The 25032-nt window shown below is 68.6% G+C and carries 29 protein-coding genes; 10 read left to right on the forward strand and 19 right to left on the reverse strand.

Annotation, left to right across the window (positions count from 1 at the left end; all coding sequences use genetic code 11):
• From VYI76_RS05795 to VYI76_RS05810, 4 genes are all read right to left on the reverse strand, one after another.
• Complete coding sequence (locus tag VYI76_RS05795; protein WP_443018905.1) at positions 1-759, reverse strand: 3'-5' exonuclease; 759 nt, start codon at positions 757-759, stop codon at positions 1-3.
• Positions 760-1038: 279 nt separating this feature from the next.
• Positions 1039-2421, reverse strand: a complete 1383-nt coding sequence (pgmG, locus tag VYI76_RS05800) for a phosphoglucomutase/phosphomannomutase PgmG (RefSeq protein ID WP_326523809.1) — start codon at positions 2419-2421, stop codon at positions 1039-1041.
• A gap of 61 nt (positions 2422-2482) precedes the next feature.
• Complete coding sequence (locus VYI76_RS05805; RefSeq protein WP_326523810.1) at positions 2483-2782, reverse strand: J domain-containing protein; 300 nt, start codon at positions 2780-2782, stop codon at positions 2483-2485.
• 10 nt (positions 2783-2792) lie between these two features.
• Complete coding sequence (locus VYI76_RS05810) at positions 2793-3590, reverse strand: division plane positioning ATPase MipZ (protein ID WP_326523811.1); 798 nt, start codon at positions 3588-3590, stop codon at positions 2793-2795.
• Positions 3591-3674: 84 nt separating this feature from the next.
• On the opposite strand from VYI76_RS05810, the gene panC reads away from it, so the two are divergent.
• Complete coding sequence (gene panC / locus VYI76_RS05815) at positions 3675-4517, forward strand: pantoate--beta-alanine ligase (protein ID WP_326523812.1); 843 nt, start codon at positions 3675-3677, stop codon at positions 4515-4517.
• 66 nt (positions 4518-4583) lie between these two features.
• The gene (locus VYI76_RS05820; protein ID WP_326523813.1) at positions 4584-4880 is read left to right on the forward strand and encodes a hypothetical protein; all 297 of its coding nucleotides are present in this window, start codon (positions 4584-4586) and stop codon (positions 4878-4880) included.
• 127 nt (positions 4881-5007) lie between these two features.
• On the opposite strand, the gene topA is transcribed toward VYI76_RS05820, so the two are convergent.
• From topA to VYI76_RS05855, 7 genes are all read right to left on the reverse strand, one after another.
• Positions 5008-7572, reverse strand: coding sequence for a type I DNA topoisomerase (topA, locus tag VYI76_RS05825; protein WP_326523814.1), 2565 nt, complete (start codon positions 7570-7572; stop codon positions 5008-5010).
• 63 nt (positions 7573-7635) lie between these two features.
• Positions 7636-8259 carry a MarC family protein gene (locus VYI76_RS05830; protein ID WP_326523815.1) on the reverse strand — a complete coding sequence of 208 codons (624 nt, stop codon included), beginning with the start codon at positions 8257-8259 and terminating at the stop codon, positions 7636-7638.
• 1 nt (position 8260) lies between these two features.
• Entirely contained in the window at positions 8261-9136 is an 876-nt protein-coding gene (gene folD / locus VYI76_RS05835; RefSeq protein ID WP_326523816.1) for a bifunctional methylenetetrahydrofolate dehydrogenase/methenyltetrahydrofolate cyclohydrolase FolD, read from the reverse strand.
• Complete coding sequence (locus VYI76_RS05840; protein WP_326523903.1) at positions 9133-9420, reverse strand: DUF167 domain-containing protein; 288 nt, start codon at positions 9418-9420, stop codon at positions 9133-9135. Before VYI76_RS05840 ends, folD begins: the two co-directional genes overlap by 4 nt.
• Positions 9421-9430: 10 nt before the next feature.
• Complete coding sequence (locus tag VYI76_RS05845) at positions 9431-9727, reverse strand: YggT family protein (RefSeq protein WP_326523817.1); 297 nt, start codon at positions 9725-9727, stop codon at positions 9431-9433.
• 42 nt (positions 9728-9769) lie between these two features.
• Positions 9770-10681 (reverse strand): acetylglutamate kinase, encoded by a 912-nt coding sequence (argB, locus tag VYI76_RS05850; protein ID WP_326523818.1) that lies wholly within the window; start codon positions 10679-10681, stop codon positions 9770-9772.
• An 11-nt stretch (positions 10682-10692) separates the two neighbouring features.
• Entirely contained in the window at positions 10693-11352 is a 660-nt protein-coding gene (locus VYI76_RS05855; RefSeq protein WP_326523819.1) for a queuosine precursor transporter, read from the reverse strand.
• 181 nt (positions 11353-11533) lie between these two features.
• On the opposite strand from VYI76_RS05855, the gene VYI76_RS05860 reads away from it, so the two are divergent.
• Both VYI76_RS05860 and VYI76_RS05865 read left to right on the forward strand, forming a co-directional pair.
• Entirely contained in the window at positions 11534-12799 is a 1266-nt protein-coding gene (locus VYI76_RS05860) for a NupC/NupG family nucleoside CNT transporter (RefSeq protein ID WP_326523820.1), read from the forward strand.
• 1 nt (position 12800) lies between these two features.
• Positions 12801-13193 carry a hypothetical protein gene (locus VYI76_RS05865; protein ID WP_326523821.1) on the forward strand — a complete coding sequence of 131 codons (393 nt, stop codon included), beginning with the start codon at positions 12801-12803 and terminating at the stop codon, positions 13191-13193.
• A gap of 10 nt (positions 13194-13203) precedes the next feature.
• Here the strand turns inward: VYI76_RS05865 and VYI76_RS05870 are convergent, their stop codons facing one another.
• The 3 genes from VYI76_RS05870 to VYI76_RS05880 form a co-directional block, all read right to left on the reverse strand.
• Positions 13204-13902: a L,D-transpeptidase family protein gene (locus VYI76_RS05870; RefSeq protein ID WP_326523822.1), complete on the reverse strand. Its 699-nt coding sequence runs from the start codon at positions 13900-13902 to the stop codon at positions 13204-13206.
• Between the two features lie 120 nt (positions 13903-14022).
• On the reverse strand, positions 14023-14169 hold the full coding sequence (locus VYI76_RS05875; protein WP_326523823.1) for a hypothetical protein: 147 nt from the start codon (positions 14167-14169) through the stop codon (positions 14023-14025).
• 10 nt (positions 14170-14179) lie between these two features.
• On the reverse strand, positions 14180-15049 hold the full coding sequence (locus tag VYI76_RS05880) for a 3-hydroxybutyryl-CoA dehydrogenase (RefSeq protein WP_326523824.1): 870 nt from the start codon (positions 15047-15049) through the stop codon (positions 14180-14182).
• Positions 15050-15118: 69 nt separating this feature from the next.
• On the opposite strand from VYI76_RS05880, the gene VYI76_RS05885 reads away from it, so the two are divergent.
• On the forward strand, positions 15119-16201 hold the full coding sequence (locus VYI76_RS05885; RefSeq protein WP_326523825.1) for a DUF1176 domain-containing protein: 1083 nt from the start codon (positions 15119-15121) through the stop codon (positions 16199-16201).
• Positions 16202-16204: 3 nt separating this feature from the next.
• Here the strand turns inward: VYI76_RS05885 and VYI76_RS05890 are convergent, their stop codons facing one another.
• From VYI76_RS05890 to gluQRS, 3 genes are read right to left on the reverse strand one after another with little or no spacing between them, the layout of a single operon-like run.
• On the reverse strand, positions 16205-16762 hold the full coding sequence (locus VYI76_RS05890; protein ID WP_326523826.1) for a cob(I)yrinic acid a,c-diamide adenosyltransferase: 558 nt from the start codon (positions 16760-16762) through the stop codon (positions 16205-16207).
• Between the two features lie 10 nt (positions 16763-16772).
• Positions 16773-17003, reverse strand: coding sequence for a twin transmembrane helix small protein (locus tag VYI76_RS05895; protein WP_326523827.1), 231 nt, complete (start codon positions 17001-17003; stop codon positions 16773-16775).
• Between the two features lie 9 nt (positions 17004-17012).
• Positions 17013-17855, reverse strand: a complete 843-nt coding sequence (gene gluQRS / locus VYI76_RS05900) for a tRNA glutamyl-Q(34) synthetase GluQRS (protein WP_326523828.1) — start codon at positions 17853-17855, stop codon at positions 17013-17015.
• Positions 17856-17964: 109 nt separating this feature from the next.
• Between gluQRS and VYI76_RS05905 the strand changes: the two genes are divergently transcribed.
• From VYI76_RS05905 to VYI76_RS05925, 5 genes are all read left to right on the forward strand, one after another.
• Positions 17965-18531: an HNH endonuclease gene (locus VYI76_RS05905; protein WP_326523829.1), complete on the forward strand. Its 567-nt coding sequence runs from the start codon at positions 17965-17967 to the stop codon at positions 18529-18531.
• A gap of 44 nt (positions 18532-18575) precedes the next feature.
• Positions 18576-20657 (forward strand): transglycosylase domain-containing protein, encoded by a 2082-nt coding sequence (locus tag VYI76_RS05910; RefSeq protein ID WP_326523830.1) that lies wholly within the window; start codon positions 18576-18578, stop codon positions 20655-20657.
• A 49-nt stretch (positions 20658-20706) separates the two neighbouring features.
• Entirely contained in the window at positions 20707-21540 is an 834-nt protein-coding gene (locus VYI76_RS05915; protein ID WP_326523831.1) for a phytanoyl-CoA dioxygenase family protein, read from the forward strand.
• Positions 21541-21579: 39 nt separating this feature from the next.
• Entirely contained in the window at positions 21580-22581 is a 1002-nt protein-coding gene (locus VYI76_RS05920) for a threonine aldolase family protein (RefSeq protein ID WP_326523832.1), read from the forward strand.
• A gap of 65 nt (positions 22582-22646) precedes the next feature.
• Positions 22647-23564, forward strand: a complete 918-nt coding sequence (locus tag VYI76_RS05925) for a DMT family transporter (protein ID WP_326523833.1) — start codon at positions 22647-22649, stop codon at positions 23562-23564.
• On the opposite strand, the gene VYI76_RS05930 is transcribed toward VYI76_RS05925, so the two are convergent.
• Together VYI76_RS05930 and VYI76_RS05935 are read right to left on the reverse strand one after the other, a co-directional pair.
• On the reverse strand, positions 23474-24292 hold the full coding sequence (locus VYI76_RS05930; RefSeq protein ID WP_326523834.1) for an NAD(P)-dependent oxidoreductase: 819 nt from the start codon (positions 24290-24292) through the stop codon (positions 23474-23476). The genes VYI76_RS05925 and VYI76_RS05930 overlap by 91 nt on opposite strands.
• Entirely contained in the window at positions 24289-24993 is a 705-nt protein-coding gene (locus VYI76_RS05935) for an NAD-dependent deacylase (RefSeq protein WP_326523835.1), read from the reverse strand. Before VYI76_RS05935 ends, VYI76_RS05930 begins: the two co-directional genes overlap by 4 nt.
• Between the last annotated feature and the right edge of the window lie 39 nt (positions 24994-25032).

Consider the following 25032-nt stretch of genomic DNA (forward strand, 5'->3'; position numbering starts at 1 on the left):
TTAGAGTAGGAGCTCCTGCGCGGATGCGCGCCCGATCTCGCCGCCGCCCCGACGCCGTGCCAGTTCGGTCTCCGCCGTGAACCGGATGTCCGGGTCGCGATCGGTCAGGAAACCGGCCAGGCTCTCGTTGTCGATCTCGCGCCACTCCTTGCCGCGATCGGGGCCGTAGCGCACGCGCGGCAGCAGGCCGGGGGCCGCCGACCATTCGATCAGTTGTGCGACCGACGCCTCGTTCAACTGGTCGCGCAGGTGGTGCGCGGTTACATAGGCATCGGGGAAGGCGCGGTGTGCGGGAAGGCCGCGCTCATGCTCGAGCCCGTCGGGCCTGCGCCAGTAGCGCAGCATCTGGTTCGAGAAACCGGGACTGTCGGGCCAGAGGCGCAGTGCGCATTTCCAGGTGCAGATCCACTGGTTACCGTGGGTGAGCGCCGAGGTGCAGAACTGTTCCTCGAAGCTTGCGCGGTGGGCGGCGAGCGCCACCCGGCGCGGCCATGGATCGAGCACCGGCCGCGCGACATCGTGCCAGTACCGCGCGTCGGCGACATCCTCGTCGCGGATATGATGCACCGCCATCGTCAGCGGGGGGATGGGGCGGCCCGGATTGACCAGCAGGTGCCCGCCCTCGCCCTCCAGCTCCCAGCGCCCGTCCGGCCCCAGCGCCACGTCCTGCCAGCCGATCTCCACCACCGCATGCTGCGGCGGGGCGTTGCCGGTGGTCTCGAGGTCGATGACGCGGACGATGCTGGGGGTGGGGCGCATGGGCTTCATGTGGGGTTTTTGCCGGGAAGAGGAAAGAAGGGTGGTTCAGAGAAGGCGCAAAGGCGCGAAGAGAAGAAGGCGGTTTGTTCGCGCAGAGGCGCAGAGGGCGCGGAGGTGTCTCGCCTGCCGCGTCGTTTCGCGCCAGCGAAACCCATCTGCCAGAGGCGCTTGATGATGCAGAGCCGCTGTCGCGGCACGCCCTTCATCTCCGCGCGCCCTGCGCCTCTGCGCGAAAATCTTTCCTTCGCGCCTTCGCGCCTTCTCTGAACCCGCTCTTCTTCAATGCCCCGCCTGCGGCCCGCGCTCCAGCCCGCTTGCCGCCAGTTGCGCGTCGATCTGCGCCATCAGCCGGTCGAGCCCGGCCTGGTCCTTCGCCTCGGCGCGGGCGACCAGCACGTCCTGGGTGTTCGACGCGCGCAGCAGCCACCAGCCGTCGGCCGTATTCACCCGCGCTCCGTCGGTGCGGTCCACGTCGGCGCCTTCGGCCTCCAGCCGGTCGAGCACTTCGTCGACCACTGCGAACTTGCGGGATTCATCGACCTGGAAACGCATTTCGGGCGTGTTGACGAACGCCGGCATCTCGCCCCTGATCTGCGTCATCGGCTTGCCGATCAGGTGCACCGCGTTGATGAGCTGGACGGCGGCATATTGCGCGTCGTCGAACCCGTAATAATCCTGCGCGAAGAAGATGTGGCCGCTCATCTCGCCGGCCAGCGGGCTGCCGGTCTCCTTCATCTTGGTCTTGATGAGGCTGTGGCCGGTCTTCCACATCAGCGGCTGACCGCCCAGTTCGGCGATGCGGTCGTACAGCATCTGCGACGCCTTCACATCGGCGATGATCGTCGCGCCGGGCGCCTTGCGCAGGACAGGTACCGCCAGAATGGACAGAAGCTGATCGCCCCAGATCACGCGGCCTTCGCCGTCGATCGCCCCGACCCGGTCGCCGTCACCGTCGAAAGCCAGTCCGAAATCGAGCTGCTTGTCGGCGACAAGCGCCTTCAGGTCGGTAAGGTTCTTTTCCTCGGTCGGATCGGGATGATGGTTGGGGAAATTGCCGTCTATGTCGGTGAAAAGCGTGTGGTGCTCGCCAGGCAGCAGCTTCACGAGCTTTTCGATGACGCGGCCGGCCGCGCCATTTCCCGCGTCCCACCCGATCCGGTAGGTGCCGCCGGCATAGCCCGCGAACAGCCGGCCGACATAATCATCCTCGATATCGGCGTCGGTGACCGTGCCGGCGCCGTCCTCCCAGTCGCCGTCCGCCGCCATCGCCCCGAGTTGCTGGATTTGCTCGCCGAAAAACGGGCGGTGCTGCAGCACCATCTTGAAGCCGTTGTAGTCGGCGGGATTATGGCTGCCGGTTATCTGGATGCCGCCATCCACTTCTAGCGTCGCCTCGGCATAATAGAGCATCGGCGTGGGGCCGAGGCCAATGCGGACGACGTCCACGCCCGACGCGGTCAGCCCCTCGACCAGCGCGGCCTCCAGCACCGGCGACGACATGCGGCCGTCGCGCCCCACCGCCACGCGGGTGCCGCCGGCGCGGCGCACCAGCGTGGCGAAACCGCGTCCGATCGCGCGGGCGTCGTCGGGGCCGAGCGTCTTCCCGACGATCCCGCGGATGTCATATTCGCGCAAGCTGGTCGGATCGAAGCGATGCGTCACGAGGAAATCCCTTTCGGCTGTGCTGGCCCCGACCGCCCAAAGCGCCAGGGCGAGGTAAGTTTCATTCGCCGCGCAGCAGCGTGTCGCGGGCGGCGTTGACCTGGCGGGTCAGTTCCTCCGATCCCCCGCGGTCGGGATGCACGCTGGCGATCAGGCGGCGGTGCGCGGCGCGGATCATGTCGGCATCGGCGTCCGCAGCGACGCCCAGGATGCGCCGCGCCTCGCCATCGGCCAGTAGCACGGCCGGCAAGGGCACCACTGGCGGCGGCTTGGGCGTCCCCGGCATCGGTCGCCCGAAACCGTGCCACAGTCGCCATGCGCCATAGGCCAGCACCGCAGCGACCAGCAGCTTCAGGATCATGCGGCGAGCTTCATGCGGCGAACAGCGGCATCACCGGTTCGGGCAGCGCCAGGCCGGACATCATCTCGCGCAGTTCCTGCCGCGCGGCGACGTGGCTCAATCCCATGCCGCCGAACTCCTTTGAATCGAGCATGGTGAGGCCGGAGGGGAACAACTCGCGATAGATCACCCGCTCGCTGAGTCCGGGGATCACGCGAAAGCCGACGCGCTTGGAAAGCTGCTCGATCGCCTCCGACACGCGGCGCATGTTGCGCGCCTCGATATGCTGGAGCCGGTTGCGCAGCACCACCCAGTCGATCGTCGCGCCGTCGGCGCGGGCACGCGTCTTGCGCGCGTCCCAGATCAGTTCGGAATAGAAGCTCGGCCGCGTCACCTTGAAACTGTCGGGATCGACCTGGCCGATCAGGTCGAAATCGACGAAGCTGTCGTTCATCGGGGTGACGAGGGTGTCGGCGCCTGTCGCCGCCAGCCGTGCGAACCGATCGTCGCGGCCCGGCGTGTCGATCACCAGATAATCTGCGCCCGCGCTCAGCCGGTCGAGCGTCTCTGCGAAGAAATCGTCGCTTTCCCCGTCGTGCGTGGCGTGGACCGGCGTCACCAGTTCGCGCCCGGTGCGCTTCTGCGTCGCGGCCCGATTGTCGAGGTAACGCCCCATGGTGCGCTGGCGATGGTCAAGGTCGAACGCGGCGACACGCGCGCCGCGCACCGCCAGCGCGATCGCGACATGGACGGCCGTGGTAGATTTGCCCGTGCCGCCCTTTTCATTGGCGAAGACGATGAGGTGAGGGCTGTGCGTTGCGTCGGCCAAGGCGGCGACAATCCTTAGTTTGTTGATCGGAGAATCCCGCGCGCCTAAAGGCTGCCTCCTCGCTGTATCGAAGGGCTTTCCACCGTGCAAACCATCCGTCGCGTAAGCGACCTCCGACCCGCGCTTGCCGCATATCGTGCCGCCGGAGAGGATATCGCGCTGGTGCCGACGATGGGCGCGCTCCACGCCGGCCACATGGCCCTGGTGGCAGAGGCGAGGCTGGCGGCGAAGCGGGTGGTGGCGTCGATCTTCGTCAATCCCAGGCAGTTCGGGGCGAACGAGGATCTGGGCCGCTATCCGCGCAGGGAGATGGCGGATGCGCGGATGCTGTCGGATGCCGGGGTGGACCTGTTGTGGCTGCCCGCCGTGGAAGAGGTCTATCCCGAAGGTTTCGCGACCAACCTGTCCGTCTCGGGCGTCAGCGACGGCCTGGACGGGGCGATGCGGCCGGGCCATTTCGACGGCGTCGCGACGGTCGTCGCAAAGCTGTTCAACCAGGTCCGTCCCGATATCGCACTGTTCGGCGAGAAGGATTTCCAGCAACTTGCGGTGATCCGCCGCATGGCGACCGATCTGGATTTCGGCATCGACATCCGGGGAGTGCCCACGCAGCGCGACGACGACGGCCTGGCCCTGTCCTCGCGCAACATCTATCTTGATGACGAAGATCGCGTCCGCGCGGTGGCGCTGCCCCGCGCGCTGGGCGTGGCCGCCGCCGCGATCGAAAAGGGCGGCGACGTGGCCGATGCCCTCGCGACCGCGCGCGACAGCCTGACCGCCGCCGGCTTCGAAGTCGACTATGTCGAACTGGTCGACGCGGAAACCCTGGGTGAGCCGCGACCCGATCGTTCCCGCCGGCTGCTTGCGGCTGCGCGGATCGGCGGCACGCGCCTGATCGACAATGTCGCGGTGAACGAACACGGTTAACAGCGTTAACCATTCCCTTACATTTGGTCGCCAAACCTGCCCTCACTGAAATTGGGGGTATGGAACATGGGCAGCAGTCTGAAGAGTGCGACGTTCCTGATGGAAAGCCGGTTGCGCGACGCGGCGCGGGGCAATCCCGGCGCCTATTACGAGCTAGGCATGGTGTTCTCGAGCGGCAGCGAAGGCGTCGATATCGACCTGGTCGAGGCGCACAAATGGTTCAACCTGGCGGCGATCGCCGGCAACACCCGCGCGCAGGAATGCCGCGCGGAGATCGCCGACGAGATGTCCGCGCGCGAAATCATCGAGGCGCAGAAGGCGGCACGCGCCTGGCTCGGCGGGATGGCCCGCGCGGCGGCCTGACACGGCCTCCTGATCCCTAACCCGTTCGCACTGAGCTTGTCGAAGTGCTGCCCTTCCTCTCCCGCGCGGCATGCGCGGTGCGAAGGCAATGCAGGGCTTCGACAAGCTCAGCCCGAACGGATTTGCCTCAAGCCTTCTTCGCCGCCGGCTTCTTCTTTGGCGCGGCCTTCTTCGCCGCCGGCTTCTTTCGGCCCTTCTTGGCCGGTGCCGCCGCCGCCCGCGCGTCAATCAACTGCGCGGCTTCCTCCAGCGTCAGCGCGTCCTTTTCCAGCCCCTTGGGCAGGGTCGCGTTGGTCTCGCCGTCGGTGACATAGGCGCCGTAGCGGCCCTCCATCAGCCTGATCTCCGCCTCGGTGCGCGGATGCTTACCCAGCACCTTCAGCGGCTCGCGCGCGGCGCCGCGCGCCGGACGGCCGCCGTTCGCCGCCGCCTCGGCCAGCTTGACGACGGCGGCGTTCATGCCGGTCTCGAACACCTCGGCGGTCGAGGTGAGGCGTGCGTACTTGCCGTCATGCGCCAGATAGGGGCCATAGCGGCCGATCGAGGCGGTGATCGTTTTCCCGCTTTCGGGGTGCACGCCGATCTCGCGCGGGAGGCTGAGCAGCTTGAGCGCCCATTCCAGATCCAGCTCGCCGATATCCTTGGGAATCGACGCGCGCTTCGCGTCCTTGCCCTCGCCGAGCTGGATATAGGGGCCGAACCGGCCCGACTTGCGCTCGACAGGCAGGCCGGTTTCCGGGTCCTTGCCGAGCTCCTCCGGGCCGGTATCGCCGCTCTCCGCGCCGCCCGGCTGCGCGAAGCGGCGGGTGTATTTGCACTCGGGATAGTTGGAGCAGGCGACGAACGCGCCGAAGCGGCCCCCGCGCAGGCTCAGCCGGCCGTCGCCGCAGCTCGGGCAGGCGCGGGGATCGCTGCCGTCATCCTTCGGCGGAAACAGATAGTCCGAGAGGAATTCGTCGAGCGCGGCTGTCACCTCGCTCGGCTGGCGATCCTTCACCTCGTCGGTGCGCGGCTTGAAATCGCGCCAGAAGGCGTCGAGCACCGCCTGCCACTGGGCGCGGCCGCCCGATACGTCGTCCAGTTCCTCCTCCAGCCCGGCGGTGAAATCATAGGAGACGTATTTCTCGAAGAAGCGTTCGAGGAAGGCGGTGAGCAGCCGGCCGCTTTCCTCCGCGAAGAAGCGGTTCTTCTCCAGCCGGACGTAGCCGCGGTCCTTCAACACATCGATGATCGAGGCATAGGTCGACGGACGGCCGATGCCGAGTTCCTCCAGCCGCTTGATGAGCGACGCGTCGGAGAAGCGGGGCGGCGGCTGGGTGAAATGCTGTTCGGCGGCGACGCCCTTCTTGGCCGGCGCGTCGCCGGATTTCAGGTGCGGCAGGCGGCGCGAGTCCTCGTCGTCAGCGGCGTCGGCTTGTTGGCCAGAGCCGCCAACAACGCGATCGTCCCGGCCTTCCTCATAGAGCGCGAGATAGCCGGGGAACAGCACGACCTGGCCGGTCGCGCGGAGAACCGCCTTGCCGGTGCCGTCCTCCAGCTCGATCGAGGTGCGTTCCATCCGCGCCGCCGCCATCTGGCTGGCCAGCGCGCGCTTCCAGATCAGCTCGTACAGCCGGCCATGGTCCCCCGATCCGGCGCGATCGCGACCGAAATCGGTGGGCCGGATCGCCTCGTGGGCTTCCTGGGCGTTCTTCGCCTTGGTCTGGTACTGGCGCGGCTTGTCGGGGACGTAGCCGCCGTCGTAGCGCTCGATCACCGCCTTGCGCGCGGCATCGATCGCCGATCCGTCCATCTGGACGCCGTCGGTCCGCATATAGGTGATCGCGCCGTCCTCGTAGAGGCCCTGCGCCACGCGCATGGTGTGGCTGGCCGAGAAGCCGAGCTTGCGTGCGGCCTCCTGCTGAAGCGTCGAGGTGGTGAACGGCGGCGGCGGGTTGCGCGTCGCGGGCTTGGTTTCGACGCGGGCGACGGAAAAGCGCCCGGCCTCGACATCGGCCCTGGCGCGGTTCGCGGTGCCTTCGTCGCCGATCGACAGCCGGTCGAGCTTCCTGCCCTCCCACTGCGTCAACCGCGCGGTGAAGGTGGTGCCGTCCTGTTCGAATGCGGCTTCGACCGACCAATATTCCTGCGGGCGGAACACCTCGATCTCGCGTTCGCGCTCGACGATCAGGCGCAGCGCGACCGACTGGACGCGGCCCGCCGATTTCGCGCCGGGCAGCTTGCGCCACAGCACCGGCGACAGGGTGAAGCCGACCAGATAATCGAGCGCCCGGCGCGCGCGATAGGCGTCGATCAGGTCGGTATCCAGCTCGCGCGGGGCCTTCATCGCGGCCAGGATCGCGGGCTTGGTGATCGCGTTGAAGGTAACGCGTTCGACGTCTGCGGGCAGCACCTTGCGGTTCCGGAGCACTTCCTGGACGTGCCAGCTGATCGCCTCGCCCTCGCGGTCGGGGTCGGTCGCCAGGATCAGCCGGTCGGCCTTCTTTGCCTCGTCGGCGATCGCCTTCAGCTGCTTCGATTTATCGGCATAGGTTTCCCATTCCATCGCGAACCCGTCGTCGGGGTTCACCGACCCGTCCTTGGCCGGCAGGTCGCGGACATGGCCGTAGGAGGCGAGGACGCGGTAATCGCCGCCCAGATATTTCTCGATGGTTTTTGCCTTGGCGGGCGATTCGACGATGACGAGCTGCATGGGTGCCTTGTTTGGATAAGCGTTACGTGTACGCGCGAGGGTGACGGACCGGGTCCGCGTGCGTCAACCCGCGAAGCTCGCTCGGACGCCGTCGATCACGAACTGCGCGGCGAGCGCGGCCAGGATCACGCCGAGCAGGCGGGTGATGACCGTCTCCACCTTGGCGCCCAGCACGCGCATCATCGGACCCGCAGCGATCAGCGCGACGAGTGTCAGCAACAGGATGGTGCCCAGCGCCGCCAGCACGACCAGCGACTGCGGCAGGCCCTGGCTGCGCGACATCAACAGCATCACCGACGCGATCGATCCCGGCCCGGCGATCATCGGCATCGCCATCGGGAAGATCGAGACGTCCTCGACCTCGGGCGTGCCCTTGACCTTCTCCGCGCGCTCCTCGCGGCGCTGGGTGCGGCGTTCGAACACCATGTCGAGCGCGATCAGGAACAGCATGATCCCGCCGGCGATGCGGAATGCGTCGAGCCCGATGCCCAGCGCCTTGAGCAAAGCCTCGCCGAACAGCGCGAAGACCAGCAGGATGATCGTCGCCACGAACACCGCGCGCACCGCCATCGCGCGGACGTGCGCCGGCGACGCCCCGCTGGTCAGCCCGGCATAGATTGGCGCGCAGCCTGGCGGATCGATCACCACGAAGAAGGTGACGAGCGCGGAGATATAGAGTTCGATCACCTCAGATCGCGTCCTTGTCCAGCGCGACACCCGCGTTGCGATGCGCGGCGACCAGGGTGTTGCGCAGCAGGCAGGCGATCGTCATCGGGCCGACCCCACCCGGCACCGGCGTGATCGCGCCGGCGACGCTCGCCGCGCCGTTGAAGTCCACATCGCCGACCAGCCCGTCGTCGGTGCGGTTTATGCCGACGTCGATCACCGTCGCGCCGGGTTTCAGCCACTCGCCCTTGACGAAATGCGGAATGCCGACGGCGGCAACAACGATGTCCGCGCGCGCGACATGGCCGGGCAGGTCACGGGTGCGCGAATGGGCGAGCGTGACGGTGGCGGAGGCGGCGGTCAGCAGCGCGGCCATCGGCTTGCCGACGATGTTCGACCGGCCGATCACGACGGCGTCCTTGCCGGACACGTCGCCCAGTTCGTCCTTGAGCAGCATCAGGCACCCGAGCGGCGTGCAGGGCACGAAGCCGTTCAGCCCCGTCGCCAGCCGGCCGGCGTTGACAGGGTGGAAGCCGTCGACATCCTTGTCGGGGTCGATCCGCGTCAGCACCGCGGCTTCGCGGATGTGCCTGGGCAACGGCAGCTGGACGAGGATGCCGTCCACCGCCGGGTCGGCGTTGAGCGTGTCGACCAGCGCGATCAGCGCGTCCTCGGTCGTGTCGGCGGGCAGGCGGTGTTCGAAACTCGTCATGTTGGCGGCGAGCGTCGCCTTGCCCTTGGATCTCACATAGACCGCCGATGCCGGATCGTCGCCGACCAGCACCACCGCCAGCCCCGCCTTGCGGCCCGCCGTGCCCTCGAAAGCGGCGGCGAACTCGCCCACCCGCTCCCTCAGCCGCGCGGCGGCGGCCTTTCCGTCGATGATCCTTGCGCTCATGGCGCCGGCCCATAGAGCGCCGCGGCGATCGGCGCCAGCGCCTGCGGATCGCCGGCGACATGCACGCGCTTGTCGCGCGACGTCTCGCCCGACAGGATCGTCACCGCGCGTTTGGGGACGCCGAAGCTTTTGGCGACCAGCGCGATCACCGCGGCATTGGCCGCCCCATCCACCGGCGGCGCGTTCACCCGCGCGGCGAAACTGCCCTCGCGCCCCTTTGCCAGCCTTTCCCGCGACGATCGCGGGGTGACGCGCAGGGTCAGGACGATGCCGTCGTCGCGCAGGACGAACGCGTCAGGCGCCGACGTAGAGCGCCGCGATCTGGTTGTTGATGACGACGTTCAGGATCGCCAGGAGGATCAGCACGACCATCGGCGACAGGTCCAGCGCGCCCAGATCGGGCATCACCCGACGGATCGGGCGATAGATCGGCTCGGTCAGGACCCCGAGCGCATTCCAGACGTTGCGGACCAGATCGTTGGAGGTGTTGATGACGTTGAACGCGATCAGCCACCCCAGGATCACCTGGACGATGATGATCCACCACACGACGTTGAGGAGGATCTGGATGATCTGAAGAACTGTCAGCACCGCGTCATTCCTGTATCTGTATTATGCGCATATAGCACCCGATCAGCGCCGGACCAAGGTGCCCGCGCCGCGCTCGGTGAAAATCTCCAGCAGCATGCCGTGCGGAATGCGGCCGTCGATGATGACGGCGGCATCCACCCCGCCCTCGACCGCCGCCACGCACGTCTCCAGCTTGGGGATCATGCCGCCGGTGATCGTGCCGTCGGCGCGCAGCCCGGCGATGTCGGCGGGCTTCAGGTCGGTCAGCAGCTGCTTGTTCTTGTCGAGCACGCCGGGCACGTCGGTGAGCAGGAAGAAGCGGGCCGCGCGCAACTCTGCGGCGATCGCGCCGGCCATCGTGTCGGCGTTGACGTTGTAGGTATGCCCATCGTCGCCCAGCGCGATCGGGGCGACGACCGGGATGAAGCCCTGCGCGCCCAGACTGGTGAGGATCGTCGCGTCGACCCGCGCGGGCTCGCCGACGAAGCCCAGGTCGACATGGCGCTCGATGCCCTGCAGCGGATCGGCCTCGCGCCCCGTCACCTTCTCGGCGCGGACCAGCCCGGCGTCCTTGCCAGAGATGCCGACCGCGCGGCCGCCGGCGGCGGCGATCCACGACACGATTTCCTTGTTGATCGATCCGGCCAGCACCATCTCGGCGATCTCGGCGGTGACCTTGTCGGTGATACGCAGGCCGTCGTGGAAGCGCGATTCGACGCCCAGCCGCTTCAGCATCGCGCCGATCTGCGGGCCGCCGCCGTGGACCACCACGACATTGATCCCGACCATCTTGAGCAGCGTCACGTCCTCGGCGAAATCGCGCGCCAGCTCGGGATCGCCCATCGCGTGGCCGCCGTATTTCACGACGAAGGTCTTGCCGGTGTAGCGCTGGAGGTAGGGCAGCGCCTCGGTGAGGGTCTCCGCCTTGGCGAGCATCGCGGGCGAGGGGGCGTGATCGGAAGCCGGCTGATTCATGGGAGCCGCGATTACGCGGGCGTGGGCGTTCCGTCCAGTTTGCGGCCCAGGCCGACGGCGAGGTAGATGAGGACGGGTACCAGCACCGCCGACAGCACGACCTTGGCGATCATCTGGCCGACCAGCAGCTCGGCGATCGGGAACACGCCGTAGAAGGCGATGCCGATGAACAGCAGCGTGTCCACGATCTGGCTGAGCACGCCGGCGATCGCTGATCGCAGCCACAGCAGCTTGCCGCCTTCGCGTCCCTTCAGCCACGAAAAGATCGTGACGTTCAGCGTCTGCGACACGCCGTAGGCGATGATCCCGGCGAGCCAGATGCGCCACGTCGATCCCAGCATGAGTTCGAAGGCCGCCTTGCGGTCGGGCGCCATTTCGGGCGAGGTCGGCAGCGCGAGCACGCCCCAGGTCAGCAGCATCGAGGCGATCAGCGGCGCGAAGCCGATCCGCACCAGGCGGTTGGCCCAGGTCTGGCCGTGGAGTTCGGCCACGGCGCTCGACGTGACGACCAGCAGGAGGAACGCGAAGATGCCCGCCTCCACCGCCAGCGGCCCGAGTGCCACCTGCTTGTTGCCCAGCACGCCCGCGATGCAGACCATCCCGCCGTAGAACAGCGAGAAGACGAACAGCGACATCGGCATCGCGCGCGGGGCGGTGGGCGTGGGTTCCATCGCCGCGACGCTAGCGGGTTTTCATGGGGTGGGAAGTGGTTTTGAGAGGGCGGGCCAGCCCACTCCGCAAGGCGGGGCGGGGCGAGCGACAATTCCACCCTAGCCCGCGCCGCGTCGCCGTGTATGTTCACGTGCTTCGCCATGGGGCGGCGCGGGGGGCGTCGCGGCGGGAGGGTTCTGAATGGGTTACCTGATCGGTATCGCCGGCATGGCTGCGATCCTGGCGATCGCCTTCGCGCTGTCGACCAACCGCCGCGCGATACGTCCGCGCGTGATCGGCGCTGCGTTCGCGCTGCAGGCGGGCATAGCGGTGCTGGTACTCTACACCAGCTGGGGCCGCGCGGGCATCCAGGGGATGGCGCACGGTGTGTCCAACCTGCTCGGCTATGCCAACAAGGGCACCGAATTCCTGTTCGGGCCGGCGGCGTCCAATCCACTCGCCAACACCTTCGCGCTCGGCGCGCTGCCGGTCATCATCTTCTTCGCAGCGCTCGTCTCGATCCTCTATTTCCTCGGCATCATGCAGCGCGTGGTGCGCTGGGTCGGCGGCGCGATCGGCTGGATCACGGGCATCAGCCGCGTCGAATCGCTGGGGTCGGCGGCCAACATCTTCGTCGGGCAAAGCGAATCGCCGCTGGTCGTGCGGCCGTATCTGGCCGCCCTTCCCGCGCCGCAGCTGTTCACGATCATGGTGGTCGGCATGGCGGGCGTCGCGGGCACGATCCTGGCCGCCTATGCCACGCTGCTCGGGCCGACCGCGCTCCCCTATCTGCTCGCCGCCGCCTTCATGTCGGCGCCCGGCGGCATCCTGATGGCCAAGATCATGATGCCCGACGATCCTGCGCCGGCGGGCGAACTGCCGCTGCCCGGCGTGCCGGTTGGCGACCAGGCGATCGACGTCGCGGAGACGTTCGAGGAGGGCGAACGGCCCGCCAACATCATCATGGCGGCGGCCCAGGGCGCGCAGACCGGCGTAAAGCTGGCGGTCGCGGTCGGCGCGATGGTGCTCGCCTTCGTGGCGCTGGTCGCGCTCGCCAACGGGCTGCTGGGCGGGGTGGGCGGCTGGTTCGGCTACCCGGACCTGAGCTTCCAGCGCATCGTCGGCCTGATCTTCCAGCCGATCATGTTCCTGATCGGCGTGCCGTGGCACGAGGCAGGAACGGCCGGCGGGCTGTTCGGCACCAAGATCGTGCTCAACGAATTCGTCGCCTTCATCGACCTGGGCCAGATCGCGCCCGAGGCGCTCAGCGACCGCAGCCGCGTGATCGTCACCTTCGCGCTGTGCGGCTTCGCCAATTTCAGCTCGATCGCGATCCAGATGGCGGTGACCGGCGGCCTAGCCCCCAACCAGCGCCCGGTGATCGCGCGCCTCGGCATCCGCGCGCTGATCGCCGGCAGCCTGGCGAACCTGATGTCGGCGGCGCTGGCGGGGTTGCTGGTCGGCTGACGTGAGCGACGACCTGGTGCCCCTGGAAGGCGCCCCCCCGCCGGCCGCGGTGGGTGACGCGACATCCTGCGCGCGACTGCCCGAGCCGGCGCTCGCCTACGACTATTTCAAGAGCATGGCATCGATCAGCGTCGCGACGCTGGGCGGCATCCTGGCGCTTGGCGAGGCGGTGTTCGGCGCGCGGATGGCGCCGTGGCAGATGGGACTCGCGGCGCTGCCGGTGGCGCTGTCCGGCATCCTCGCGCTGCAGGGGAAGACCGACGTGATGCAGATGTGCCAGGGCATCAAGCCGCCGCTCGACAGCACGCGGCTGGCACTGCGGCTGGTCCCGGCGCTCTATGGCTTGGGGATCGGCGCCTTCCTCGTGTTTCTGGTGTCGTCCTACCTGGCCTGAACGGCCGGGCTCACGTCGTCTTCACCGCCGCGATCGCCTGGCCCTGCTCCAGCGTCTCGCCATTGGTGACGATCACCGTGTCGCCCAGCTTGACCACGTCGAACAGTTTCCGGGCGAACTCGATCGGCACGCCGACACAGCCGTGGGTGGCGGCGTCGGGGCGCATCGCCTCGCTGCCGTGGATCGCGACGCCGTCGTTGGTCAGGCGCAGCGTGTAGGGCATCGGCGCGCCGTAGATGCTGGAGACGTGCTTGGCCTTGCGGAACGACACGTTGAATACGCCCAGCGGGGTGGGCTTGGTGTCGGCGCCGTAGATCATCACGGCGGTGCCGATCTCGTGCCCGTCGCGGAACACCGACAGTACCTGCGCCTTCAGATCGACCGTCACGATGATCCTGCCGCCCCTGTCGGCCGGGGCGGCGGCGTCGTCCCAATACCAGTCGCCGTGGACATAGGGCTTCTTGACCGGCAGCACGCTCTTGACGGTGTAGGCCGAAAGATTTTCGACCGGCGGGGTCGAGACGGGCGCGGTGGCGGGTGCCGGCTTCGGAGCGCTGGGCGCGGCGGCAGCCGCCTTCTTCGCCGTCGACTTCGCCGGGGCGGCTGGTTCGGCCGACAGACGATCGGCGACGTGCGCGGCGCCCAGGAAGCAGCCCGCGCAGCCCAGCGTCAGTCCGATCCGCTTTACCCAAAGTACCGCCTGCGTCATTCCGCTATCCCGCGCCTGTGATCGAATCCGTCGTGCGAGCATGACAGATCGGGCTTAACGGCCGGTTTGGGAACCCGCGGATTTCGCCCTGTTCCGTCGCGGGACAGGGCCTGCGCGCGTTTACCCTTCGGTGCGGGTCGGTATCTTGTTGGGCAGATCCTTCCCCCTGGTACGGCGCGACGGCACCTGCACCGGGTGCTTCTTCTTCCATTCGCCGAAGGTCATCTTGCCCTCGGGGGTGTCGATCAGGCGGTCGTCGAGGGTCATCGTGGGCGGCTCAACGCGTGGGAACGGGTTCGGTGCCCGAATAATCGTAGAATCCGCGGCCCGTCTTGCGACCGTACCAGCCGGCCTCGACATATTTGACCAGCAGTGGGGCGGGGCGGAACTTGGGATCGCCGGTCCCGTCGAACAACACGCGGGTGATCTCCAGGCAGGTGTCGAGTCCGATGAAGTCGGCGAGCGTCAGCGGGCCCATCGGGTGGTTGAGCCCCAGCTTCACGGCCGTGTCGATGTCGCGGATCGTCGCCACGCCCTCGCCCAGCGCGAAGCACGCCTCGTTCAGCATCGGCATCAGCACCCGGTTGACGATGAAGCCCGGCGCGTCGTTGGCGTGGACGATCTCCTTGCCCAGCGTCCTGCCATAGGCCTCTACCGCCGCGACCGTCGCGTCGCTGGTGGCGAGGCCGCGGATCAGTTCGATCAGGCCCATGATCGGCACGGGGTTGAAGAAATGCACCCCCATGAAACGCGCCGGATCGGGCGACGCCTGCGCGAGGCGCGTGATCGGGATCGACGATGTGTTGCTGGCGAGGATCGCCTGCGGCCCCATCACCTTGCCGACGCTCTCGAAGATACGGCGCTTGATCTCTTCGCGCTCGGTCGCCGCCTCGATCACCAGGTCGGCCTCGGCCATCGCCGCCGTATCCCCGATCGGCGCTATGTTGGCGAGCGTGGCGTCGCGCGCGGCGGCGTCGATCTTTTCCTTCTCGACCAGCCGGCCAAGCGCCCTGGCGATGCCCGCCTTGCCGGCCTCCGCGCGGGCGGCATCGACGTCGGACAACAGCACGCGGTAGCCTGCCGCCGCCGAGACCTGTGCGATCCCCGCGCCCATCTGCCCCGCTCCGATCACGCCAACCGTCTTCATGTCCGTCTCCCTTCGCGCGCTTCCATAGCGCCTGTTGCGCGCCGCGCCACCCGCGCTAGGCTCCACGCCATGTTCGCCCGTATCGCCCTGTTCGCCCTTGCCGTCACCGCCTGCTCGCCGGAGGGCGGCAACGCCTCGGCGCCGGCCGACACGACCGTAGTGCCCGCACCGGAGGCGACGTCGGTCGCGCTATCCGCGCCCGCCGGGCCGCCCAGACCGGGTGAGCTCAAGACCTTCCGCGACTGGACGGTGGGGTGCGACAACGGCGGCGGCTGCAAGATGGCCTCGCTCGGGCCGGAGATGGGCGATTTCCCGGTCGTCACGATGAGCGTCGCGCGCGATGCCGGGCCGAACGGCGGATGGAAGGTCGAATTGTCGGCCAACGACGCAGATCCCGACGGTGTCAGCGTCGACGGCAAGCGGATCGCTCGCGGTGGCGATGATTATCAGGGCGCGGAGGCGGCGGCGATCGTCACGGCGATGATCAACGGCAAGGCGCTGGCCGCGCTCGACAAGGCGGGCACGGCGATGGGCAACGTCAGCCTGGCCGGGGCATCGGCGGCGCTCCGCTATATCGACGCGGCGCAGGGTCGCGCGGGCGGCGTGACGGCGGCGGTGGCGAAGGGGACGAAGTCCGCCGATGCGGTGCCGCAGGCGCCCGCGCTGCCGGTCATCGCGTCGCCGAAGCCCGGCGGGGATGCGGCCAAACCGACGGCGGCGCAGGTCGCCGAGATGCGCAAGACGGCTGGCTGCGATGCCGACGGCTTCGTCAGCGAGCAGGCGGCGGAGAGCCATGCGCTGGGCGACGGCGCGACGCTCGTCTTCGTGCCGTGTTCGACGGGCGCCTATAACCTGTCGTCGGCGCTGTTCATCCTCAGGGACGGCGCGGTCACGCCGGCGACCGTCGACGTGCCGACCGGCTTCACCGAAGGCGATGCCGCGACCGCCCCGGCACAGGTCGTCAACGGCGATTTCGACGACGGGCGGGTGACCAGCTACGCCAAGGGGCGGGGTCTGGGCGATTGCGGTGTGGCGCAGGAACTGGCGTGGGACGGCACCCGCCTGCGCCTGGTCGAACAGAGCCAGATGGGCGAGTGTCGCGGCAACACCGACACCATCACCACGTGGCGTGCGCGGGTGGTGCGGAAATAGCGCCTATCGCTGGGCGCCGGGGACCCACAGCACGTCGCCGCCGGCCTGCTGGTTCGCATGGCGCGCGGCGACGAAGAGATAGTCGGACAGCCGGTTGAGATAGGCGAGCGCGTCGGTCGACAGATCGGCCTGCGCCGCAGCGGCGACAGCGGTGCGCTCCGCGCGCCGGGTGACCGCGCGGGCCAGGTGCAGCGCCGCCGCGCCCGGATCGCCCGAGGGCAGGATGAAGCTGGTCAGCGGCGCCAGATCGGCGTTGAGCGTATCGATCGCCGCCTCCAGCCGCGTGACCTGCCCCGGCACCACCCGAAGCGCTCCGCTTATCTCCGCCGGGGTAGCCAGATCGGCGCCCAGATCGAACAGGTCGTTCTGGATGCGCGCCAGTTCGTCGCGGATCGCGCCCGCCGCCAGCGCGCCGATCGCCACGCCGATCGCCGAGTTCGCCTCGTCCACGTCGCCGATCGCGGCCATGCGTGCATCTGCCTTCGACACACGGCTGCCGTCGACCAGCCCGGTCGTGCCGCCATCGCCGGTGCGGGTGTAGATCTTGTTGAGCTTGACCATGCGCGCGCGGTCAGGTGCGGCCCGCGGCGAACAGGATGACGACCACGATCAGGATCGCCAGCGCCTGGAAGAAGATGCGAAACTGCATCATCTTGTTCGATTTGAGCGCCGACGCGCTCGGCCCCCCCTCGCCCTTCAGCTCGGCCTCGGTCGTCTTGAGGAAGGTGACGACGCCGCGCACCAGCGCGACGACCGTGGCGATCATCGCCGCGATGAGCAGGATGGCGAGGAACATTTGCATGCGCGCCGTCTACGCCCTTTGCCGCCCAAAACCAACAGGCAGACGGCCCGCGCGCAGATCGTCCGCCACAGCACCACCGTCCGCGCCGTCCCCGCGCAGATCGGCGAGCGTGGGCGCGCCGTCGCGCTTGGCGAGCCGGCGGCCGTCCGGCCCGGTCAGCAGCGGGTGGTGGTGGTAGCGCGGCGTCGGCAGGCCGAGCAGCGCCTGGAGCAGGCGGTGGACATGGGTGCTGGCGAACAGATCGTCGCCGCGCACCACGTCGGTCACCCCTTGCGCGGCGTCGTCGACGGTGACCGCGAGGTGATAGCTCGCCGGTGCATCCTTGCGGGCCAGCACGACATCGCCGTGCGACAGCGGATCGGCGTTGACGATGCCGGCGGTCGCGTCGTGCCAGTCAAGCGGACCGGCGATCGCCACCGCCTTCGCCATGTCGATCCGCCAGCAGTGCGGCAGTGCCGGGTCGATGTCACGGACACGGCAAGTGCCGGGGTAAGGCGCGCCTTCCGGCCCGTGCGGCGCGGAGAGGCTGGCGGCGATGTCGGCGCGGGTGCAGGCGCAGCGATAGAGCAGCCCCACCGAGCGCAACCGATCGAGCGCGTCGTCGTACAGCGCAAGCCGCTGCGACTGGCGCGCCACCGCCCCGTCCCAGGCCAGCCCCAGCCATGCCAGATCCTCGATGATCCCAGCCACATGCTCCTCGCGGCTGCGGGTGCCGTCGATATCCTCGATGCGCAGCAGGAAACCGCCACCTGCGCGTCGTGCGAAATCATGCGCGCGGATCGCGGAACAGGCATGGCCCAGGTGCAGCCGCCCGGTCGGGCTGGGGGCGAAACGGGTGGCGATTCGGCTCATCGCGAAAAGGTTAACACCAAGCTTGACCGCGAGTCGCGGCATATGCTGTCATGCCCGTGTCATCCTTCGCGGCGATGGCGCGAGGCGCGACGCGAGCGAAGGGAGACGCATGTTTCATCCCGATCTGATGCGGCATCCGGACAGTTGCCCGGCACTGGTGCTCAACGCCGACTATACGCCGCTTTCCTATTATCCGCTGTCGGTGTGGCCGTGGCAGACCGCGGTCAAGGCGCTGTTCCTCGACCGCGTCGATGTCGTCTCGCATTACGAGCGCGAGGTGCGCAGCCCCAATTTCGCGGTCAAGCTGCCGTCGGTCATCGCGCTCAAGCAATATGTGAAGCCGTCGCAGTTCCCGGCCTTCACCCGCTTCAACCTGTTCCTGCGCGATCGCTTCGCCTGCCAATATTGCGGGACCGGCAGCGACCTGACCTTCGACCACGTCATCCCCCGCGCGCACGGGGGGCGCACGACATGGGAGAATGTCGCGACCGCCTGCGCGCCGTGCAACCTGAAGAAGGGCGGGCGCACCCCACGACAGGCGGCGATGCCGCTCCACGTCCAGCCGATCCGCCCGACCAGCTGGCAGTTGCAGGAACATGGCCGCGCCTTCCCGCCCAATTACCTGCACGATACGTGGCGCGACTGGCTCTACTGGGACATCGAGCTGGAGGCGTGAGGCCCTTGCCGCAGCCGTATTAAGCAGATAATACAGCACGTATAATGCGTCTGGCTTCCCTGTTTTCCCTCGGGGGTGGCGGTACGGCCGCGGGCGCGCCGCCGACGCCCGCCACGCCCGATCCGCTGCATTTCGAACCGCCGCCGCCGAAACGCCCGGTGCGTTGGGGGCGCTGGATCATGCGCGTGTTGGGCGTGCTGATCGTCCTGCTGGTGGTCGCGATCCTGTGGCTTGCCGTCACCGCGCCGCTCTCCCGCTCGCTCAAGCCCCCGACGCCGCCTAGCATCACTTTGCTCGCCGCCGACGGCACGCCGATCGCGCGGCGCGGGGCGGTGATCGGCGACCCCGTCGATGTCGCCCGGTTGCCGAAGCACATCCCGCAGGCGTTCATGGCGATCGAGGACCGGCGGTTCTACAGCCACTGGGGCATTTCCCCGCGCGGCATCACCCGCGCGATGTGGAACAATTTCCGCGCCGGCGGCATGCGCGAGGGCGGATCGACGATCACCCAGCAGCTGGCGAAGAACGCGTTCCTGACGTCCGACCGCACCTTCGGCCGCAAGGCGCGCGAGCTGATGATATCCTTCTGGCTGGAAGCATGGCTGACGAAGGACGAGATCCTCAGCCGCTACCTGTCGAACGTCTATTTCGGCGACAATGTCTATGGCCTGTCGGCGGCGGCGCGGCATTATTTCAGCAAGCGGGCGGAGGAACTGTCGGTGTCGCAGGCGGCGATGCTCGCCGGCCTCGTCAAGGCACCGTCGCGGCTGGCGCCGACCGTCAACCTGTCGGGCGCGCGGGCGCGGCAGAAGCTGGTGGTCGGCGCGATGGTCGATACCGGGTTCCTGACGAAGGCTGAAGCCGCCGACGCCGGCCCGGCGCGACTGAACGTCGAACGGACCAAGGAATTGCCGACCGGCACCTATTTCGCCGACTGGGTGCTGCCCGAGGCGCGGGACCGTTCGGGCGAGATTTCGAACGAGATCACCGTCACCACGACGCTCGACACAAGGCTCCAGCGCGCCGCTGAACGCGCGGTGCGCCGGGCCGGGCTGCGCCAGGCGCAGGTCGCGCTGGTCGCGATGCGGCCCGACGGCACCGTCGTCGCGATGGTCGGCGGCAAGAACTATCGCGAATCGCCGTTCAACCGCGCGACGCAGGCGCGCCGCCAGCCGGGATCGACCTTCAAGCTGTTCGTCTATCTGGCCGCGTTGCGCAGCGGGATGGACGCCAATTCGACCGTGCTCGACGAACCGGTGACGATCGGCGAATGGAGCCCGAAGAATTCGGACGGCCGCTATTCGGGCGAGATCAGCCTGGCGCGCGCCTTCGCCAAATCGTCCAACGTCGCCGCCGCGCGGCTGACGAAGGACGTCGGCGTCGCCAACGTCATCCGCGCGGCGCGCGACCTTGGCGTGACGACGCCGATCGCGAACGAGGCGTCGATCGCGCTCGGCACCTCGACGATGAGCCTGCTGGAACTGACATCCGCCTATGCCGCGATCGCAGCGGGCGGATACCCGGTCCGCGCACGCGGCCTGACCGCCGAGCAGGAGGGGACCTGGCTGGAGCGGCTGCGCGGTCGATCGACGCAGTTCGGCGACCGCGAGCTGGAGGGGATGCGCGAACTGCTGTCGCGCTCGATCGCCAGCGGCACGGGTCGCTCGGCGGCGCTCTCCATCACCGGCTTCGGCAAGACGGGGACGACGCAGGACAATCGCGACGCGCTGTTCGTCGGCTATGCCCAGGGGCTCGTCGCGGGTGTGTGGGTCGGCAATGACGACAACAGTCCCAATCCCGGCCTGCAGGGCGGCGGCATCCCGGCGCGGATCTGGCGCGATTTCATGATCGACGCGCTGGGTGTGCCGCCGCCGCCTGCGCCGGTCGTCGAGGAGGAAGACCCGGTCGGCAACCTGATCGAGGGCATCGCCAACGATGCCGATGCGGTGACGCCGGATGGCGTCGAGGCGGAGATCGAGGGGCTGGGACTCAACGTGCGGCTCGGCCGTGACGGCAGCATCGCTGTGGGATCGTCCGACCGCCGCCGCGATCCCGCCCTTGCCGACCGCCGCGACGAACGCCGCCCGCCACCCGAAGACGAGGTCGGCACGCCCCCGCGGCGTTGACGCGGCAGGTCACGCAATAGACACGATTTGCCGCTATGAAACCGTTCTCATGACCCGTGATTCGATTGCCGAGAGCTATGCCCGCGACGGTTATGTCGTCGTCCGCCGCTTCTTCACCCCTGCCGAGATCGCGCGGGCGTCCGCCGCGATCGACCAGCTGTGGAACGAGGGCGTGGGGCTGGGCGCGAACTGGCGGCACGGCAATTTGTTCTACAATGTCGCGACGGGGGCGGACGGTGCTCCCAAGGTGCGGATGGCGCAGTGGCCGTCCTATCACCAGCCGGTGATGAACGCGCTACGGCTCGATCCGCGCTTCGCCGCGCTGCTTTTCCCCCTGATCGGCGGCGACCTGAAGCAGATCATCAACCAGGTCCACTGGAAGGAGCCGGGTGGCGCGGGCGACTTCGCGTGGCACCAGGATTCGCGCTTCCGCAAGCCCGACCACGTCTATCGCAACCTGGGCACCAGTTATATCCAGACCGGCCTGGCGATCGATCCCCACACGCGTGCGTCGGGTTGCATGCGCTTCGTCCCCGGCAGCCATCTGCTGGGCGACGTCGATCTCGACGTCGATGCCGAAGTGCTGGGCCGCGCGATGGACGACGCGGCGCTGGGCAAGATCGGCTATACCACCGACGACGTGGTCGACCTGGAACTGGAGCCGGGCGACCTCGCTTTTTGGAACCCCTATCTGGTCCATGCGTCCGGCCGGAATACCGAGGGGCATATGCGGCGGCTGTACATCAACGGCTATGTGACCGCCGCCGACTGCGATCGTGGCGAGTGGGCGTTCCGCGACGGGCAGCCTGTCGAGCTCGGCGCGGAACCCGCGTTGGTCCATTACGAGGCGCTCCCCCAGGATCGCCACCCCCACTACGTTTGAGGCGTTGACCGCGGCGTCCGGCGGCGCGAAGGCTCGGTGATGCGCTTCTTCTCCGACAACGCCGCCCCGGTCCATCCGGCGGTGCTCGATGCGATTGCCGCCGCGAACGTGATCGACACCGCTTATGACGGCGACGCGTGGAGCCGCCGCCTCGACGGCGCCTTCTCCGACCTGTTCGGCACTGCGGTGCGCGTGCTGTGGGTGCCGACGGGGACGTCGGCCAATTGCCTGGCGCTGACCGTGCTGTGTCCGCCGCACGGCGGCATCGTCTGCCACCGTGACGCGCATATCAACGTCGACGAGGCGGGCGCGCCCGAATTCTACACGCATGGCGCCAAGCTGCTGCTCGGCGAGGGGCCGGGCGCGAAGCTGACCCCGGAAGCGATAGCCGCGGTGATCGATCCGATCCGCAAGGACGTGCACCAGGTCCAGCCGCACGCGATCTCGATCACGAATGCGACGGAGTATGGCCTCGCCTATTCGCCCGAGGAGGTCGCCGCGATCGGCGATCTCGCCCGTACGCGCGGGCTGGGCCTGCACATGGACGGCGCCCGCTTCGCCAATGCCGTCGCGCATCTGGGCCGCGCGCCCGCGGAAGTGACGTGGCGCGCCGGCGTCGATGCCCTGTCGTTCGGTTTCGTCAAGAACGGCGGAATGGGGGCGGAGGCGCTTGTCTTCTTCCGGCCCGACCTCGCCGATCCGATCCTCTATCGCCGCAAGCGCGCGGGGCTGCTGTTCTCCAAGGGCCGGTTCCTCGCCGCGCAACTGCTGGCGATGCTGGAGGGCGATCTGTGGCTCGCCAACGCCCGCGCGGCAAACGCTGGAGCGGCGCTGCTGGCGCAAGCGGCGGGCGACCGGCTGGTGTCTCCGGTCGAGGCGAACGAGGTGTTCCTGCGCGTCTCTGCACAGGAAGCGGCATCGCTGCGCGCGCTGGGCTTCGACTTCTACGACTGGGGCGCCGACGAGGCGCGGCTGGTCGTATCTTGGAACCAGACCGAGGCGGAGATCGCCCCGCTGGCGACGGCGATCGGGGCGCTGTGACGCGCCGCCGCTTCGCCTGCAGCTTTCGGGGTATCGCCGCTCGCTGCTCGCGCTAAGGGCGAGGCATGACCGCCCCCGATCGCCCCCAGTCGACCCGCCTCGCGGTTCTCGTGCCGTTCGGTATCGTCACGGTGATATGGGGATCGACGTGGCTGGTGATCGTCGGCCAGCTGGGCGTGGTGCCGCCGAGCTGGTCGGTCGCCTATCGTTTCGTCGTGGCGGGCGTCGCGATGCTCGCCTGGGCGGCGTGGCGGGGTGAGCTTGTGAGGCTCGACGCGCGCGGCTGGGCCTTCGCGCTGGCGCTCGCGGTCGGGCAGTTCGTGCTCAACTTCAACTTTGTCTACCGCGCCGAAAGCTACATCACCTCGGGGTTGGTCGCGGTGGTGTTCGCGCTGCTGCTGGTGCCCAACGCGGTGTTCGCGCGTATTTTCCTCGGCCAGAGGATGGGCGTGCAGCTACTGGTGGGATCGGGGATCGCTATCGTCGGCGTCGCGCTGCTGTTCCTGCACGAGGTCCGCACCAGCCCCGGCGGCACGGCCGCGCTGATGACGGGGCTGGGTTTCACGCTGGCCGGCATCCTCTCCGCGTCGAGCGCCAATATCCTGCAGGGGACCGCGACCGCGAAACGCTATCCGATGATCGGGACACTGGGCGTCGCGATGCTGATCGGCGCGGCGATCGATGCGGCCTATGCCTGGGCCACCACCGGCCCGCCGGTATTTCCGGCCAGCCCGGCCTATTGGGCAGGTGTATTGTATCTGGGAATCGCAGCGTCGGCGATCGCCTTCCCGCTCTATTTCGGGGTGCTGCGGATCATCGGCCCGGCCAAGGCGGCCTATTCGGGCGTGCTGGTGCCAGTGATCGCGATGCTGCTTTCGACCCTGTTCGAGGGTTATCGCTGGTCGCTGCTGGCCGGGGCCGGAGCGGCGCTGGCGATGGTCGGGCTGGTCGTCGCCTTGAGGGCGCGCAGGCCGAACCGGTAATCGGGATAGCGCGGGCGCCAGTTCAGCACCCGCTTCGCCTTGCCCGTCGCGACGCGCCGGTTCTCGCCGTAGAAGGCGCGCGCCTGCGGGCTGAGCTGCTCCAGCGTGACGACCGGCGGCGGCGGCAGGCCGAGCAGCGCGGCGGCGAAGGCCGCGACGTCATCCTGGCTGGCGGGCACGTCGTCGGCGAGGTTGTAGGCCCCGGCCGGTGCCTCGAACGCTGCGACGACGCCCGACGCGATGTCATCGACGTGTACGCGGCTGAACACCTGGTTCGCCAGCCCGGTGCGATGCGCCTTGCCCTCCGCCACCCGATCGAGCGCCGAGCGGCCGGTGCCGTAGATGCCCGGCAAGCGGAACACGCGCGCGCCCAGCGCCAGCCACCGCGCGTCGGCCGCGTTGCGGTTCGCCCGCCGCCCGATGATCGGTGCGCCTTCATCGACCCATGCGCCGCCGGCATCGCCATAGACACCCGTCGAGGAGAGATAGCCGAGCCACTTTCCACCGAACGCATCGCCGTAGCGATCGAGCACCGGATCGCCCGCGTCGGGCGGCACCGACGACAGCACATGGCTGGCCACCGCGATCGCCGTGCGGACGGCGGCCTCGTCGGCGAAGTCGAGATCGCCCCGGCTGCCGGTCGCCATAACCGCGCCGCCGCGCGCGCGCACGCGCTCGGCGATGCGGAGCGCGGTATAGCCCAGCCCGAAGATCAGCAGCTGCGTCATGCCTTAGCCAGCACGCTATCGACCCATTCGGGCACCAGCATTCCGGCAGGCCCCATTCGGCTTTCGTCGAAATGGAAACTGCCGTCCGACGGATCGAGATTGAGCTCCAGCGTGGCTGCGCCGTGCCATTTCGCGGTGCGGACGAACCCGGCCGCCGGATAGACCGCCCCCGACGTGCCGATCGACACGAAGAGGTCGCACGCGGCCAGCGCCGCCTCGATCCGGTCCATCGCGTAGGGCATCTCGCCGAAGAATACGATATCGGGCCGCAGCGCGGGCGCGCCGCACGCGGGACAGGCGGCGCCGGGCGGCAGGCCGTCGCTCCACCCGGTACGCGTCTCGCACGCCGCGCACAGCGCCGACTTCAGCTCGCCGTGCATGTGTAGCAGCCGGCGTGCGCCCGCTCTCTCGTGCAGGTCGTCGACATTCTGCGTGACGATCAGCAGGTCGTCCGGCCACGCCGCGTCGAGCCGTGCCAACGCATCATGCGCTGCATTGGGCGCCACCGTGGCGAGCGCGGCGCGGCGCAGGTCGTAGAAACGGTGCACAAGCTCCGGATCGCGCATCAGCGCCTGCGGCGTGCAGACATCCTCGACGCGGTGCCCCTCCCACAGCCCGCCGGGGCCGCGAAAGGTGGCGATCCCGCTCTCGGCGGAAATACCCGCGCCGGTCAGCACTACGATATTGCGGATGTCGTCCATGCCCCACTTTACCGCAGGCCGCGCTTTCTGCCACAGGCG

Source organism: Sphingomonas sp. (assembly GCF_035910975.1).
In the GTDB taxonomy this organism is placed as follows: domain Bacteria; phylum Pseudomonadota; class Alphaproteobacteria; order Sphingomonadales; family Sphingomonadaceae; genus Sphingomonas.